Consider the following 13149-nt stretch of genomic DNA (forward strand, 5'->3'; position numbering starts at 1 on the left):
CAGAACTGCCCGGGACTTCCGCACCTTTGGGGTGACAAGAAAGAACTTTACGGGGATTCCCCGCCCCCACCAAACCCTCCCCCATCCCGGGCGTGTCGAGACCCCACACCCAACAAAACACCGGTGCCTGTGCAACTAGAGAGCGGCTGAGGATGCGTCATAACGGTGCGACCGCCCCAGCGCGAATAGGTCGTTCCGGGAGAAGATGGCTCTATGCCCAGTTTCTCCACCCGCGCAGCGCGCCTCGAGGATGCCCAGGAACTCGCCGTCGTGCACACACAGTCGTGGAAAGAGACCTACACCGGACTGTTTCCCGAACAAGCGTGGAGTGATGAGGCGCGCCTGCGGCGTCTGGCTATGTGGAACGAACTACTCACTGATAGCAACGTCACAACAGTCGTGGCTGAGGTTGAATCGCGCATCATCGGATTCGCTCACGCAGAACACAACCGTGACGAACCAGCGCTGCCCACTGAGGAACTCAAGATGATCTACGTGCTGGCCGAAGCACACGGCACCGGCGCCGGTCAGGCGCTTATCGACTCTGCACTCGGCCGGGCGGCGGCAAGCGTGTGGGTACTCGAGCAGAATCCCCGTGCGCGCTCCTTCTATTCCAGAAACCGCTTTATGTATGACGGCACAGTGCGCGAGATGGACTTTGATCCGAACATCCGCGAACTTCATCTCGTTCGCACGAAACTAACTACAGCCGCGAAACACAGCATGCGAACCCGCACGTAGTCTGCAAACTGCATCGAGGTGCCTAAGTTGGACGCGACAAACTAATAGTCATACAATTGAAATTGCTCGCAGAGTGAACAGCTGCAATCGTGGCTAGACCGCTGCCCGGACACGAGGAAGTGCAATGACTTGGATGGTAACCGGCGGCGCTGGGTATATCGGCGCCCACATAGCTCGAGCGCTAGTGAGATCCGACATGGAGACCGTAATCGTTGATGACCTCTCCAGCGGATTCACGCGCTTCATCCCCGAGGGGGTGCCATTCGTGCAGGCCGATATCCTGGACACAAACGCGCTCGTCGAGACGATGAGTACGCACGGCGTGACTGGCGTCATCCATGTTGCCGGCTTCAAGTACGCCGGGGTTTCAGTGCAGCGACCATTGCACACCTATGCGCAGAACGTGACCGGCACGGTCTCACTGCTCGAAGCCATGCAGGAATGCGAGATCGACCAGATCGTCTTCTCCTCGAGCGCCGCGGTCTTCGGAACCCCAGACGTTGACCAGGTCACCGAAAGTACAGCGAAAGACCCACTCTCCCCTTATGGAGAGTCAAAGCTGATCGGCGAGTGGCTGCTGCGCGACCAGGCCGTCGCGACCGGGCTGCGACACACCTCGCTGCGCTACTTCAACGTCGTCGGCTCCGGCGACCCCGCCGTGTACGACACCAGCCCACACAACCTCTTCCCCCTGGTATTCGAAGCGCTCGTCGCCGGAAAGACACCACGGATAAACGGCACGGACTACCCCACCCCTGACGGCACCAATGTGCGCGACTACGTTCACGTCGCCGACATCGCCGCCGCCCACGTTGCTGCCGCCCGTCGGCTAGAAGCCCATGAAACGATCGAACCCGCCTACAACCTCGGCAGCGGAAATGGGCTCTCCGTCGCAGAGATCATGACTGCCATCGCCACCGTTACCGAAATCGACTTCACCCCAGAAGTAGCACCGCGCCGCGCCGGCGACCCGCCCCGCATCGTTGCCAACGGCGATCTCGCCGCCCGCGATCTCGACTGGAAAATGCGCCACACCGCTGAAGAAATGGTTCGCAGCGCCTGGGAAGCCCGCCTTCGTGCAGAAAATGGAAGTGCACAATGACATCGAAAATCACCAAACGTCCCACCACTCTCGCTGACGGCCGAGAGCTCATCTACTTTGATGATGCCGACTCCACACTGGGTGAACAGCATTCGGTCGACAGCAGAACCCTCGACCCACGACCTGTCACTGCGACCATGCGGCAAGACATCCTTACCGGGGAATGGGTATCCATCGCGGCGGCCCGCCAGAATCGCGTATTCCTTCCGCCCGCGGATCAAGACCCGCTCGCGCCACAAACTCCGCAAAATCCATCCGAAGTGCCGGCGCTCTATGACGTCGCAGTCTTCGAGAATCGCTCACCCTCGTTTGGACCAGCCCTCGCCGGGAGCGAGAACAGCCCGACCGGCCTCGACGACCTCGCTGACCTTGGTCTCGGCCGCACCCGCAGTTCCATTGGGCGGTGTGAAGTCGTATGCTTCAGCCCCGACCACGAAGGTTCGTTCGGAACGCAGACAGTCAGCCGTGCCCGCACCGTGATCGAAGCATGGGCGGATCGCACCGAAGCGCTCTCTGCGCTGGAGGGCGTGCAGCAGGTGTTCCCCTTCGAGAACCGCGGTGAAGCCATCGGCGTGACACTGCACCACCCGCACGGACAGATTTACTCCTACCCCTACATCACGCCGAAGACGCAGCGGACTCTTGATTCGATCGAGGGAACCAGCCCTGACATGTTCCAGCGAATCCTCGACTTCGAGCGCGGAGGAGATCGCGTCGTGCTGAGTGGGGAACACTGGACCGCCTTCGTGCCTTTCGCGGCGCGCTGGCCCATCGAAGTGCACATGTTGCCACATCGCCAAATTCCTGACTTTGCCGCAACCTCAGACGTCGAGCGCGACGAGCTGGCAACTCTCTACCTGAAGCTACTTCGCGGCATCGACGCAATCTACGACTCCCCCACGCCATACATCGCAGCGTGGCATCAGGCTCCGGTGAATCGCGCACGCGATACGTTCCGCCTCCACCTCCAGCTGACCTCGCCTCGTCGCGCGGCAGACAAACTTAAATACCTCGCCGGTTCTGAATCGGCGATGGGCGCGTGGATCGGTGATGTCACCCCCGAGGCCGCGGCTGAGAACATCCGAAAGGCAATTGAACGAGTATGAGCGACACAGCGCAGCAGCTAAGCGAACGTTTTATCAGCCTTACCGGCCGCGAGCCGGATGGCCTGTGGTCAGCGCCAGGCCGCGTCAACCTCATCGGTGAGCACACTGATTACAACGAAGGCTTCGTGCTGCCATTCGCCATCGATCGGCGCACGCGCGCTGCTGTCGGGCTACGCACTGACCGTGTGATCCGGGTCACGAGCACATTCGATGACACCTCCGTTGAGTTTCAACTGACCGAACTCGACGCTGCGCATACCGCCGGGCACATTGTGGGGTGGAGCGCGTATCCACTCGGAGTCGCGTGGGCTCTCGGACAGCATGGCGCAGATCTCACCACCGTTCCGGGCGTAGACATCATCATCGACTCCACCGTGCCAGTCGGCGCAGGGCTGTCATCCTCTGCAGCAATCGAAAGTTCAGTGGCTCTGGCCCTCAACGCTCTATGGAGCCTCGGCTTCTCACGAGAAAAACTTGCTCAGGTCGGACAACTCGCAGAGAACGAAGTAGTCGGCGCCCCCACCGGAATCATGGACCAGTCGGCGTCGCTCCTCGGTGAATCAGATTCCGCTGTGTTCCTAGATTGCCGCTCGCTCGACGTAGCGGTTGTTCCGCTCGGACTGGCTCAAGCTGAGCTGAGCATCCTCGTGATGGACACACGTGTATCCCACTCCCATGCAACGGGTGGATATGCAGAACGCCGCGCGGCCTGCGAAGCAGGCGCAGCCGCGATGGGAGCTACGTCGTTGCGCGACGTGAACGTCTCCGATCTTGACCGTGCCCGCGAACTGCTCGACGACGTAACCTTCCGACGCGTCCGCCACGTTGTCACCGAGAACCAGCGAGTGCTTGACACGGTTCGAGTGCTGAACGAAGAAGGACCCCTCGCAATCGGAGCGCTCCTCGATGCATCGCATCTATCAATGCGCGACGACTTCGAGATCTCGATCCCCGAACTCGACCTTGCCGTCGAGACCGCACAAGCACACGGTGCAATCGGAGCGCGGATGACCGGAGGAGGATTCGGCGGAGCAGCAATCGCGCTGGTCCCCTACGAAAGCGTCGCCGAAATCGAGAACGCGGTGAAGGAAGCCTTCGCCGCTCGCGGATTTGCCGAGCCCGTGACTTTCACTGTGACACCGTCGACGGGCGCCGAGCGCAACAATACCGAATAGGCGGCACGAGAAAACTCACAACGCGACAACGACCGGTGGTGGAGATGGGGGGAATTGAACCCCCGTCCACTGCTGTAATTCCATGCCTTCTACGGGTGTAGCTTGTGCAGACGTTCTACTCGGCTTTGATCTTTGCCACAAGCACCTAGATCAACAAGCCCAGCCAGAGTGCAAGTCCCACGTAGCCCTCAAGCGTAACTACGCAGCAATCTCTCTAAATTGCGCCAGTATCCGGGTAGAGAGCATTCCCGATCTGACGGACTTCTTTAGTGCGCTCGCTTAGGCAGCGAGGGCGAAGTCAGTGCGCTTTGAATTGGCACTTATAGTTTGCAGTCATCGTTAACGAGATAAGGCTGCATTCTCGACCCGCTTCTCATCGTTTTGCAGGCAATGTCGAAACCGATCATCCCCCTGAGAAGGTCGTTGTCGCGCTGTGGAGTTGTCAAATCTGCCCAATGAACAGGCAGCCCTCAATTGTAGTTCAGAATCAGGCCACTAGCCAGCCCAAGCATTGACTCCTCAGAAACCTCCGCGTAGCCCCCTACTCTTGGTCCATGAGGATCAATGCTTTTTCGGATGTGTGCCTGCGCATCATCATGCTCCTCTCCGCCACGTCAGAGTCTGAGTTGAAGACCACCCGCGTCATCGCCCAACAGGTTGAGACCCCGTATAACCACGTCAGCAAGGCCATCATCCGGCTGCGGGAGCTTGGCCTGATCGAGGCCGTGCGCGGACGCTCCGGCGGAGTGCGAATCAGCGATGCCGGCCGCCTGGCCACTGTTGGCTGGGTCCTGCGCCAGCTCGACACACGCGCCGACCTTGCGGACTGCGAAACGCCCGACGGCGTCTGCCCCCTCATTGACGGCTGCGGCCTGCGGGCTGCACTGCGACGCGCCAGAGAAGCCTTTTACGTCGCACTCGATGACGTCGTGATTTCCTCGCTCCCCCGGAGCCGGTCGAATGAGCCTGTTTCCCTGATGCTGGGCCTGCGCCCGCCGGACTGAGCGTTCCCTCTCCCCACCTCGACCGGGTGGCGCACAGGCCCTTGCCAGAAAACACGCATTTCAAATGCTACTTTAGGAGAACGCCCCAGAACAAGGAGACAGAATGCTCTCGACCCAGTCCCTCCCCCTCATTGAAGCCACACTTCCCCTGGTCGGTGAGCGCATGCCCGAGATCGCAAAAAACTTCTACAGCAGGATGTTCGCAGCTCACCCCGAACTCTTCGATGGGCTCTTCAGCCGATCGAACCAGAAGAACGGCTCGCAGCAGCAAGCCCTGGCCGGCAGCATCGCTGTCTTCGCGACGCACCTCGTAAAAAACCCCGACACCACGCCGGAGGCCATGCTCTCCCGCATTGCCCACAAACATGTCTCCCTCGACATCCAGCCCGAGCAGTACGACGTCGTCTACAAGTATCTGTTCGAGGCAATCGCCGACGAACTTAGCGACGTCATCACCGCGGAAATCGCCGGCGCATGGACTGAGGTTTACTGGCTCATGGCCCACGCTCTAATCAAGCTCGAAAAGGGCCTGTACGCCGGCGCCGGCAACAACACACCACTGGCACCGTGGATCGTCATCGGCAAGGATCCGGCGGGAACCGACGCGCTCACCTTCACCCTCGAGCCTGCCGACGACACGACACCCGCTTTGGCCCTGCCCGGCCAGTACGTGAGCGTCACCGTGGCAATGCAGGACGGTATCCGCCAGGTTCGCCAGTACTCGCTGTCTGCGGGCACGGCTACGACTCGCGTCTTCACCGCGAAGTTGGATGCCGAGGGCGAAGTCTCCCCCGCCCTGCACCGCGACGCGCAGCTCGGCGACACGCTCCTGCTCTCCAACCCCTGCGGCGACGTCACCCTTGCCGAGGGCGACACTCCCCTGATCCTTGCCTCCGCCGGCATCGGTTGCACGCCAAGCGCATCGATCCTGCGCTCACTCGCCCTAGGCAAGTCACAGCGTGAGGTGAAAGTGCTGCACGCCGAGAACAACCTTGGAGGATGGGCCTTGCGCGAGCAGATGAACGAGGATGTCGCGCTTCTGGAGGCCGCCGAGCTGGAACTATGGCTTGAGATCCCGAGCGAGGGCGCCCACGAGGGTTTTATGTCCCTCGACGACGTCACGATCCCAGAAAACGCCTCGATATACCTCTGCGGCCCGCTGCCGTTCATGCGCAGCCTTCGGTCGCAAGCACTCGCGTCTGGCGTGCCTGCGCATCGCATTCACTACGAAATCTTCGGTCCGGACCTCTGGCTCGCCGGCGCCTAGACCGATCAACTCGCCGCTGAACGAGGCCGGCCGCTCGAAACCATCGCGCTATCCAAGAAGGCAGTCCACGTGGAGTGAACGCTGCGAGCGAACTTGAGCTTTCACTCAGCCGGAGCAAAGTAGGTTCGAGGGATGAGCGAAACTACAGAAGCCCTGCCCACAAAGATCACAATGTTTGGTGCAGATTGGTGCCGCGACTGCGTGCGCTCTGAAGCCCTCCTCAACTCGCTAAATCTCGACTGGGAGAAGGTTGACGTAGAGAAAGACCCCAGCGCTGCCGACCGCGCCCAGGCCATCAGCGGCCGCCTCAGCATTCCCGTGGTTCACTTCACCGACGGAACCTTCCAGGTGGAGCCGAGCGACCGCGAGCTCAAAGCGAAGCTTGAAGAGCTCGGCGCAATTTAGTCAGCATTCAACGCAACTAAAAGTGTGGTTTAGCGCAAGCTGAACCGCACTTTTGCGCGCCCGAAACAGAAGTTGGTGCGAGCGAAATCGCTCGGCTACTCCCCCATGTTCTTGCGTGCGGCGATCGCACGATCTGACTCGCGCTTGTCTTGACGCTCACGCAGCGTCTGACGCTTGTCATACTCACGCTTACCCTTGGCAACCGCGAGCTCGACTTTGGCTCGGCCATCCAAAAAATAGATCGACAATGGCACGAGCGTGTAACCGCCCTGCTTGATCTTGTTGTGGATCTTAAGGATCTGCTCTTTGTGCAGCAACATCTTGCGTTTGCGACGCGGAGGATGGTTGTTCCACGAGCCCTGGAAGAACTCAGGAATGTGCACGGCATCCAGCCAAGCTTCAGCATGGTCGTCGATGTAGCCGTAGCCATCGATCAAACTTGCACGCCCCAACCGCAGAGATTTCACCTCGGTGCCCGACAGCACAAGACCAGCCTCAAAGGTGTCTTCGATGCTGTAGTCATGGCGCGCCTTACGGTTGCTTGCAACAACCTTCCGGTCACCTTCCTTGGGCATAGTTCACTTCTCTTTCGAATACGTTGGATGCCGCAATGCTGCGGCGGATGCCGACAGTGCAGCAGACCAGTCTAGCGCGAGAGGTGACCGCAGCCTAGACCTTCAAATATCGACTGATCGCGACGCCAGCAGAAATCGCTGCAAGCCCGGCACCCGCGACAATAAGGATCGGCACGACGAGCAGTGCCTCATCCATTCCCAGCAGGCTGGTATTCAGCGGCAACGTGGATGCCAAATAGCCCCGCACGAAGAACTGAACGATCGCAACGATCGCTCCGCCAGCGAGCACTGAACCTATGAGGGACGCAAACACTCCCTCAAGGATGAACGGTGTTTGGATGAACCGGTTCGACGCCCCAACAAGCCGCATGATTCCGAGCTCTCGACGACGAGAGAATGCACTGAGCCTGATGGTCGTTGCGATGAGCAAAACTGCGGCTACGAGCATGAGCCCGGCAACCCCGATGGCAGTGAAACTCGCGGCGTTCAAGATTGAAAAGATCGGATCAAGATAGGCGCGTTGATCCTGCACGCTCTCCACCCCAGCCTGCCCGGACAGACTCTCGATCAGCACATCGGCCTGCTCGGGATCAACAAGATTGACCCGGAAACTCTCGTTCAGCGTCTCCGGAGTAATGATTCCGGCAAAGGTGGTGTCGGCAAACTGTTCCGTGAAGTTCTCGTACGCCTGCTCATGTGTCTCGAATTCGACCTCATTGATGTACGGCGCAAGCGTCGCGGAATCTAGCTGCTGCTGCACCGCATCAATCTGGTCTTCGGTCGCCTCTGCAAGCGTGCAGTTGCCCGTCGTATCGATATCGGTGCACATGTAGACCGCTACCTGGGCGCGGTCATACCAATAGCCCTTCATCTGACCGATCTGCATTTGCAGCAGAATCGATGCCCCCACAAAAGTGAGCGAGATGAAGGTCACCAAAACAACAGAAACCACCATCGAAAGGTTGCGACGGAGCCCGCTGCCAACCTCTCCAAGAATTAGACCGAGCCTCATGCGTCGAGCCCCTGACCGTGGGAAGACTGCGCGGAACCGAATGACGCCGGGCCGGCGGGTTGGCTTGCTGCCGGATGCGGAATGCGTTCCTGCGTGGGAACTGTCTGTGTTTGGTAGCCACCTTGGCGCTCATCGCGCACAATCTGACCACCAATGAGCTCGATGACTCGACGCTTCATCTGATCGACAATGCCCGCATCGTGGGTTGCCATAAGAACGGTGGTGCCGCTCAAGTTGATTCGCTCGAGCAGCGTCATAATGCCCGCAGAAGTAGCCGGGTCAAGGTTTCCTGTCGGCTCATCCGCAAGCATAATCGCGGGTTTATTCACCACGGCACGCGCAATAGCTACACGCTGTTGCTCACCACCGGAAAGTTCGTGGGGAAAACGACTCGACTTTCCCGCAAGACCCACCATTTTAAGAGCATCCGGAACTGCCTCTTGGATGTAGCCACGGCTCTTGCCGATCACCTGAAGCGAGAACGCCACGTTGTCGAAGACTGTCTTGTTCGGCAGCAGGCGGAAATCTTGGAAGACCACGCCGAGATGGCGGCGGAAATAGGGCACCTTGCGGCTCGACAGAGTATTCAAGTGCTGACCCAGCACATGAATCGACCCTCTAGTCGGGTTCTCCTCTTTGAGGATCAACCGCAAAAAACTCGACTTGCCCGAACCAGAAGCGCCAACCAGAAAGACGAACTCGCCCTTGAGGATCTCAAGATCGACCGAGTTCAGTGCCGGTCTAGTAGTGCCCGGATACGACTTCGAAACATCATCAAAACGAATCATTTGAAGACAGCCTAAGTACGCGCAGCACGGAACATGGCAGCGACGCACCGGGTGACGAGACTCACAGGGTGGCCCAGTTCAGGTCACACGGCAGCGTTGCCTACATTGAGGGATCGACGGGATCGGAGGGATCGACGGGATCGGCGCCGCAGTCTTACTCGATGGTGCGCTTGCGCCACTTGATACCAGCCGAGATGAAACCATCGAGGTCGCCGTCGAAGACGTTCGAAGGATTGTTAACCTCAAACTCGGTGCGAAGGTCCTTGACCATTTGATACGGAGCTAAAACGTAGCTGCGCATCTGATCACCCCAGCTCGCAGTGATCACACCCGCGATCTCCTTCTTCGTTGCCGCCTCCTGCTCGCGCTGCAGCAACAGCAAGCGTGACTGAAGCACACGCATTGCTGCGGCACGGTTCTGAATCTGACTCTTCTCGTTCTGACAGCTCACCACAATGCCTGTCGGCAAGTGAGTAATACGAACAGCCGAGTCGGTGGTGTTCACCGACTGACCACCGGGACCGGAGGAGCGGAAAACATCGACACGGATGTCGTTCTCGGGAACTTCGACAACATCCGTCGTCTCAATAAGAGGAACAACCTCGACCGCAGCAAAGCTAGTCTGGCGCTTGCCTGCCGAGTTGAAGGGGCTCATGCGCACGAGGCGGTGCGTGCCAGCTTCTACGCTGAGGGTTCCGAACGCAAAGGGTGCGTCGACCTCGAACGTGGCCGACTTGATGCCCGCTTCTTCGGCGTAGCTGGTGTCAAGAACGCGGGTCGGGTACGAGTGCTGTTCGGCGTAACGGAGGTACATTCGCAACAGCATTTCAGCGAAGTCTGCGGCGTCGACACCACCAGCTCCGGCGCGAATGGTGATAACGGCAGGGCGCTGATCGAACTCACCGTTGAGAAGGGTCTGAACCTCAAGGTCGCCCAACAGCTTGGTGATACGAGCAAGCTCGGTTCGAGCATCCGCAGCAGCCTGGGCGTCACTCTCTTCATTGGCCAGCTGAACCATGATCTCGAGGTCGTCGAGTCTGTTCGAAATTGAGGTGATCTTGGCAAGCTCGGCTTGACGATGGCTGAGGTCGCTCGTGACCTTTTGCGCCTTATCGGTGTCGTCCCAGAGGTCGGGGGCGCCCGCAAGCTCACTGAGTCTCACGATCTCTGACTCAAGTCGTTCGGTGTCGACCACCTGGCGAATGTCCGCAAATGTGGAGCGCAGCGCCGCGATGTCGTCAGAAAAGTCCAGTTCATCCATGTCATCAACCAGACTACCCGCGAAGCTCAGGCTGCACGTGTTGGGGATGTCTAATCTGGTTGCCCGCGCTGCCGCTGGTGAGTGCAGTCACGACATACGATGGACGGCGATGAGCACAACAGAACAACCCTTTAGCTGGCGCTCTATCGGGCTGCCGGTTCTCTTGCCGACGCTGCTGTTCTCCATCGGTGAAGGCGCAATCATTCCACTGATCCCTATCGCAGCAGACAATCTTGGTGCGACGCTGGCGATCGCCGGGCTCGTGGCTGCGCTGCTGACTATCGGTGAGCTCTTCGGCAACATTCCGAGTGGATGGCTCGTCTCCCGCATCGGAGAACGCCCGGCCATGATCGGCGCAAGTGCACTCTCGATCATCGGAGTAGTGATCTGCATTCTCGCGCCCAACCCGGCGGCACTCGGATTCGGTGTGCTGCTCATCGGCCTCGCCACTGCTGTGTTCGCGTTGGCTCGTCACGCCTTCCTCACGAGCTTTGTACCGATCGCCTATCGCGCTCGGGCGCTCTCCACCCTCGGTGGCACATTTCGCCTCGGAACGTTCATCGGTCCGTTCATCTCCGCCCTGATCATCCACCTCTCGGGTGCCGCAATTGTCGCGTTCTGGATTCACGTTGTCGCCTGCGTGGCTGCCGCGCTCGTACTGCTATTGCTGCCCGACCCTGCCACGACCTTCGGTGCCGTGCACACGTCGCGTGTGAATGACCGCACCCTGCGCGACGGTGAAGTGGTCGCCGAGCAGCAATCGCACGGACTCTTTGCCACCATTCGCCGCAACCGCGGGCTGCTCTCTCGCCTCGGCTTGGGTGCCGCAATCATCGGTGCCATGCGGGCCAGCCGGCAAGTCATCTTGCCCCTGTGGGCGGTGAGCATCGGAATTGCGGATGCCAACACGGCCATCATCATCGGAATCGCTGGCGCCGTCGATTTCGCCCTCTTCTACACCGGCGGCCAAATCATGGACCGCTTCGGACGACTGTGGACTGCCGTGCCCTCGCTGGTCGGGCTCGGCATCGGCCACATCGTGCTCTCATTCACCCACGACCTGAGCGCCAACACGGCGTGGTTTATCTTTGCGGCGATGTTCTTGTCGCTCGCGAACGGGCTCGGCAGCGGCATCCTGATGACGCTGGGGGCAGATCTCGCCCCCAAGACGAATCCGGCGCCATTCCTCGGCGCCTGGCGGTTCACCGGGGGCGTTGGCCAAGCCACATCGCCACTGATGATCGCGGGCGTCACCGCGGTGGCATCTCTCTCACTCGCCGCGGGAGCCGTTGGCGTGCTCGGCCTCATCGGTGCCGGCGTTATGCTGCGGTACGTGCCCCGCTACATCAAGAAGCCGCAGAAGTGATCCCCTCCACGAATCTGCTCGCGTTCGTGCTCGTTGCACTGCCGATCATCCTGATCCCCGGACCGAGCGTGTTGTTCCTGATCGGCCGCTCGCTGTCACTCGGCAAGCTGGGTGGGATTGTGAGTTCTCTCGGCAATGCCACCGGCGGTGTGGTGCTCGTGTTCGGTGTGGCGTTCGGTGTTGGCACGATCATTGCGCAATCCGCGATTGCGTTCACTGTCGTGAAGTACCTGGGTGCCGCCTACCTCATCTACCTCGGCGTGCAGGCCATTCGCCACCGAAACGCGCATGTGACAGCGGATGACGCAGCCCCCAAGACGCGCTCCCGCTGGCGGATCTTTGGCCAAGGTTTCGTTGTCGGCATTACGAACCCCAAAGCAACAGTGTTTTTTGTGGCTGTGCTGCCCCAGTTTGTGAGCTTCGGATCCGGCAGCGTGCAACTTCAGCTGCTGGCACTCGGAATGATTTTCATGGGAATTGCTGTAGTCACCGACACAGCGTGGGCAGTGGCAGCGGGGTTCGCCCGCGACTGGTTCGCAAGCTCACCCCACCGCATCACGAATCTCTCGGCCGTTGGCGGCTTCGCCCTCATCGGGCTCGGCATCGGTTCGCTATTTATCCCCCACGCTAAGCAATAGCGGCGACGGCTTCGGCGATCGGCGTTGAACCATCCATGAACTCGATGGTGTGACCGATCGTGTTGTCGGCGTCGATGACTTCGGCCAGCACGTGCGCCACGTTGTCGCGGGCTGCATGCTCGGCAGTTGCCGCGTCGCCAACATCGATCTTTCCGGATGCGGCTTCACTCGAAAGCGAACCAGGGCCCACGATTGTGTAGTGCAGCGGACCTTTGCGAAGGTGCTCGTCGGCTGCCGCCTTCGATTCGGCGTAAGCAAAGAAGGAATTATCTTCTGGCACACCGTGGTCAAGGCCAGCGCCCCTGTAAGAAAGCATGATGTAGCGGTCGACACCGGCGTGAGCTGCGGCATCCATTGTTCGAATGGCCGCATCGCGGTCAACAGAGTAGGTGCGCTCTGGGCTTCCTCCGCCAGCACCCGCGGCGAACACAATGGTGTCGTTCCCGGTGAAAATTTCGGATAGCTCTTCAGTGCTGAGCGCCTCGATGTCGGCGATGACGGGCATTGCGCCGGTGGCACTGATGTCAGATTCTTGGTCAGGGTTGCGGATGAGGGAGTGCACGTGGTGACCTCTGCCGCTGAGTAGCTCTGCGAGGCTCAGAGCAATCTTGCCGTGGCCGCCGACGATAACGATTCGTTTCATGGCTATCTCCTTTATGCGTGGGTTGTGCACTGACGTGAAGTGCACAACCCACGCTACGAAGTGAAG

At 59.8% G+C, this 13149-nt stretch carries 14 protein-coding genes and 1 other RNA gene; 9 read left to right on the forward strand and 6 right to left on the reverse strand.

Annotation, left to right across the window (positions count from 1 at the left end):
* Positions 1–213 precede the first annotated feature (213 nt).
* The 4 genes from ABD112_RS00800 (at position 214) to galK (ending at position 4124) form a co-directional block, all read left to right on the forward strand.
* Positions 214–741, forward strand: a complete 528-nt coding sequence (locus ABD112_RS00800; protein WP_343922306.1) for a GNAT family N-acetyltransferase — start codon at positions 214–216, stop codon at positions 739–741.
* A 124-nt stretch (positions 742–865) separates the two neighbouring features.
* On the forward strand, positions 866–1843 hold the full coding sequence (gene galE / locus ABD112_RS00805) for a UDP-glucose 4-epimerase GalE (RefSeq protein WP_343922307.1): 978 nt from the start codon (positions 866–868) through the stop codon (positions 1841–1843).
* Entirely contained in the window at positions 1840–2949 is a 1110-nt protein-coding gene (galT, locus tag ABD112_RS00810) for a galactose-1-phosphate uridylyltransferase (protein ID WP_343922308.1), read from the forward strand. The genes galE and galT overlap by 4 nt, the downstream gene beginning before the upstream one ends.
* On the forward strand, positions 2946–4124 hold the full coding sequence (gene galK, locus ABD112_RS00815) for a galactokinase (protein ID WP_343922310.1): 1179 nt from the start codon (positions 2946–2948) through the stop codon (positions 4122–4124). Before galT ends, galK begins: the two co-directional genes overlap by 4 nt.
* Positions 4125–4160: 36 nt before the next feature.
* On the opposite strand, the gene ssrA is transcribed toward galK, so the two are convergent.
* Positions 4161–4535, reverse strand: a transfer-messenger RNA (tmRNA) gene (ssrA, locus tag ABD112_RS00820).
* A 143-nt stretch (positions 4536–4678) separates the two neighbouring features.
* Here ssrA and ABD112_RS00825 point away from each other — a divergent pair.
* The 3 genes from ABD112_RS00825 (at position 4679) to ABD112_RS00835 (ending at position 6800) form a co-directional block, all read left to right on the forward strand.
* Complete coding sequence (locus ABD112_RS00825; protein WP_343922312.1) at positions 4679–5128, forward strand: RrF2 family transcriptional regulator; 450 nt, start codon at positions 4679–4681, stop codon at positions 5126–5128.
* A 103-nt stretch (positions 5129–5231) separates the two neighbouring features.
* A complete protein-coding gene (locus ABD112_RS00830) occupies positions 5232–6395 on the forward strand; it encodes a globin domain-containing protein (RefSeq protein ID WP_343922314.1) in 1164 nt (387 codons plus the stop codon).
* 132 nt (positions 6396–6527) lie between these two features.
* Positions 6528–6800 carry a glutaredoxin family protein gene (locus tag ABD112_RS00835; RefSeq protein ID WP_343922316.1) on the forward strand — a complete coding sequence of 91 codons (273 nt, stop codon included), beginning with the start codon at positions 6528–6530 and terminating at the stop codon, positions 6798–6800.
* 95 nt (positions 6801–6895) lie between these two features.
* Here the strand turns inward: ABD112_RS00835 and smpB are convergent, their stop codons facing one another.
* The 4 genes from smpB to prfB form a co-directional block, all read right to left on the reverse strand.
* Entirely contained in the window at positions 6896–7375 is a 480-nt protein-coding gene (smpB, locus tag ABD112_RS00840) for an SsrA-binding protein SmpB (protein WP_341952455.1), read from the reverse strand.
* A 94-nt stretch (positions 7376–7469) separates the two neighbouring features.
* The gene (gene ftsX, locus ABD112_RS00845) at positions 7470–8387 is read right to left on the reverse strand and encodes a permease-like cell division protein FtsX (RefSeq protein WP_343922320.1); all 918 of its coding nucleotides are present in this window, start codon (positions 8385–8387) and stop codon (positions 7470–7472) included.
* The gene (ftsE, locus tag ABD112_RS00850) at positions 8384–9175 is read right to left on the reverse strand and encodes a cell division ATP-binding protein FtsE (protein ID WP_343922322.1); all 792 of its coding nucleotides are present in this window, start codon (positions 9173–9175) and stop codon (positions 8384–8386) included. The genes ftsX and ftsE overlap by 4 nt, the downstream gene beginning before the upstream one ends.
* Before the next feature lie 154 nt (positions 9176–9329).
* The gene (gene prfB / locus ABD112_RS00855; protein ID WP_343922323.1) at positions 9330–10436 is read right to left on the reverse strand and encodes a peptide chain release factor 2; all 1107 of its coding nucleotides are present in this window, start codon (positions 10434–10436) and stop codon (positions 9330–9332) included.
* A 109-nt stretch (positions 10437–10545) separates the two neighbouring features.
* Between prfB and ABD112_RS00860 the strand changes: the two genes are divergently transcribed.
* Positions 10546–11802: an MFS transporter gene (locus tag ABD112_RS00860; protein WP_343922324.1), complete on the forward strand. Its 1257-nt coding sequence runs from the start codon at positions 10546–10548 to the stop codon at positions 11800–11802.
* On the forward strand, positions 11799–12440 hold the full coding sequence (locus ABD112_RS00865) for a LysE family translocator (RefSeq protein ID WP_343922325.1): 642 nt from the start codon (positions 11799–11801) through the stop codon (positions 12438–12440). The genes ABD112_RS00860 and ABD112_RS00865 overlap by 4 nt, the downstream gene beginning before the upstream one ends.
* Here the strand turns inward: ABD112_RS00865 and ABD112_RS00870 are convergent.
* Positions 12430–13083 carry an SDR family oxidoreductase gene (locus ABD112_RS00870; protein WP_343922327.1) on the reverse strand — a complete coding sequence of 218 codons (654 nt, stop codon included), beginning with the start codon at positions 13081–13083 and terminating at the stop codon, positions 12430–12432. The two genes, ABD112_RS00865 and ABD112_RS00870, sit on opposite strands and share 11 nt — an antisense overlap.
* Between the last annotated feature and the right edge of the window lie 66 nt (positions 13084–13149).

Source organism: Rhodoglobus aureus (assembly GCF_039527955.1).
Lineage (GTDB): Bacteria > Actinomycetota > Actinomycetes > Actinomycetales > Microbacteriaceae > Rhodoglobus > Rhodoglobus aureus.

Bases quoted from the DNA above. Each gene is read 5' to 3' on its own strand.
- ABD112_RS00800 (WP_343922306.1), top strand. From the start codon at position 214: ATGCCCAGTTTCTCCACCCGCGCAGCGCGCCTCGAGGATGCCCAGGAA.
- galE (WP_343922307.1), top strand. From the start codon at position 866: ATGACTTGGATGGTAACCGGCGGCGCTGGGTATATCGGCGCCCACATA.
- galT (WP_343922308.1), top strand. From the start codon at position 1,840: ATGACATCGAAAATCACCAAACGTCCCACCACTCTCGCTGACGGCCGA.
- galK (WP_343922310.1), top strand. From the start codon at position 2,946: ATGAGCGACACAGCGCAGCAGCTAAGCGAACGTTTTATCAGCCTTACC.
- ABD112_RS00825 (WP_343922312.1), top strand. From the start codon at position 4,679: ATGAGGATCAATGCTTTTTCGGATGTGTGCCTGCGCATCATCATGCTC.
- ABD112_RS00830 (WP_343922314.1), top strand. From the start codon at position 5,232: ATGCTCTCGACCCAGTCCCTCCCCCTCATTGAAGCCACACTTCCCCTG.
- ABD112_RS00835 (WP_343922316.1), top strand. From the start codon at position 6,528: ATGAGCGAAACTACAGAAGCCCTGCCCACAAAGATCACAATGTTTGGT.
- smpB (WP_341952455.1), bottom strand. From the start codon at position 7,375: ATGCCCAAGGAAGGTGACCGGAAGGTTGTTGCAAGCAACCGTAAGGCG.
- ftsX (WP_343922320.1), bottom strand. From the start codon at position 8,387: ATGAGGCTCGGTCTAATTCTTGGAGAGGTTGGCAGCGGGCTCCGTCGC.
- ftsE (WP_343922322.1), bottom strand. From the start codon at position 9,175: ATGATTCGTTTTGATGATGTTTCGAAGTCGTATCCGGGCACTACTAGA.
- prfB (WP_343922323.1), bottom strand. From the start codon at position 10,436: ATGGATGAACTGGACTTTTCTGACGACATCGCGGCGCTGCGCTCCACA.
- ABD112_RS00860 (WP_343922324.1), top strand. From the start codon at position 10,546: ATGAGCACAACAGAACAACCCTTTAGCTGGCGCTCTATCGGGCTGCCG.
- ABD112_RS00870 (WP_343922327.1), bottom strand. From the start codon at position 13,083: ATGAAACGAATCGTTATCGTCGGCGGCCACGGCAAGATTGCTCTGAGC.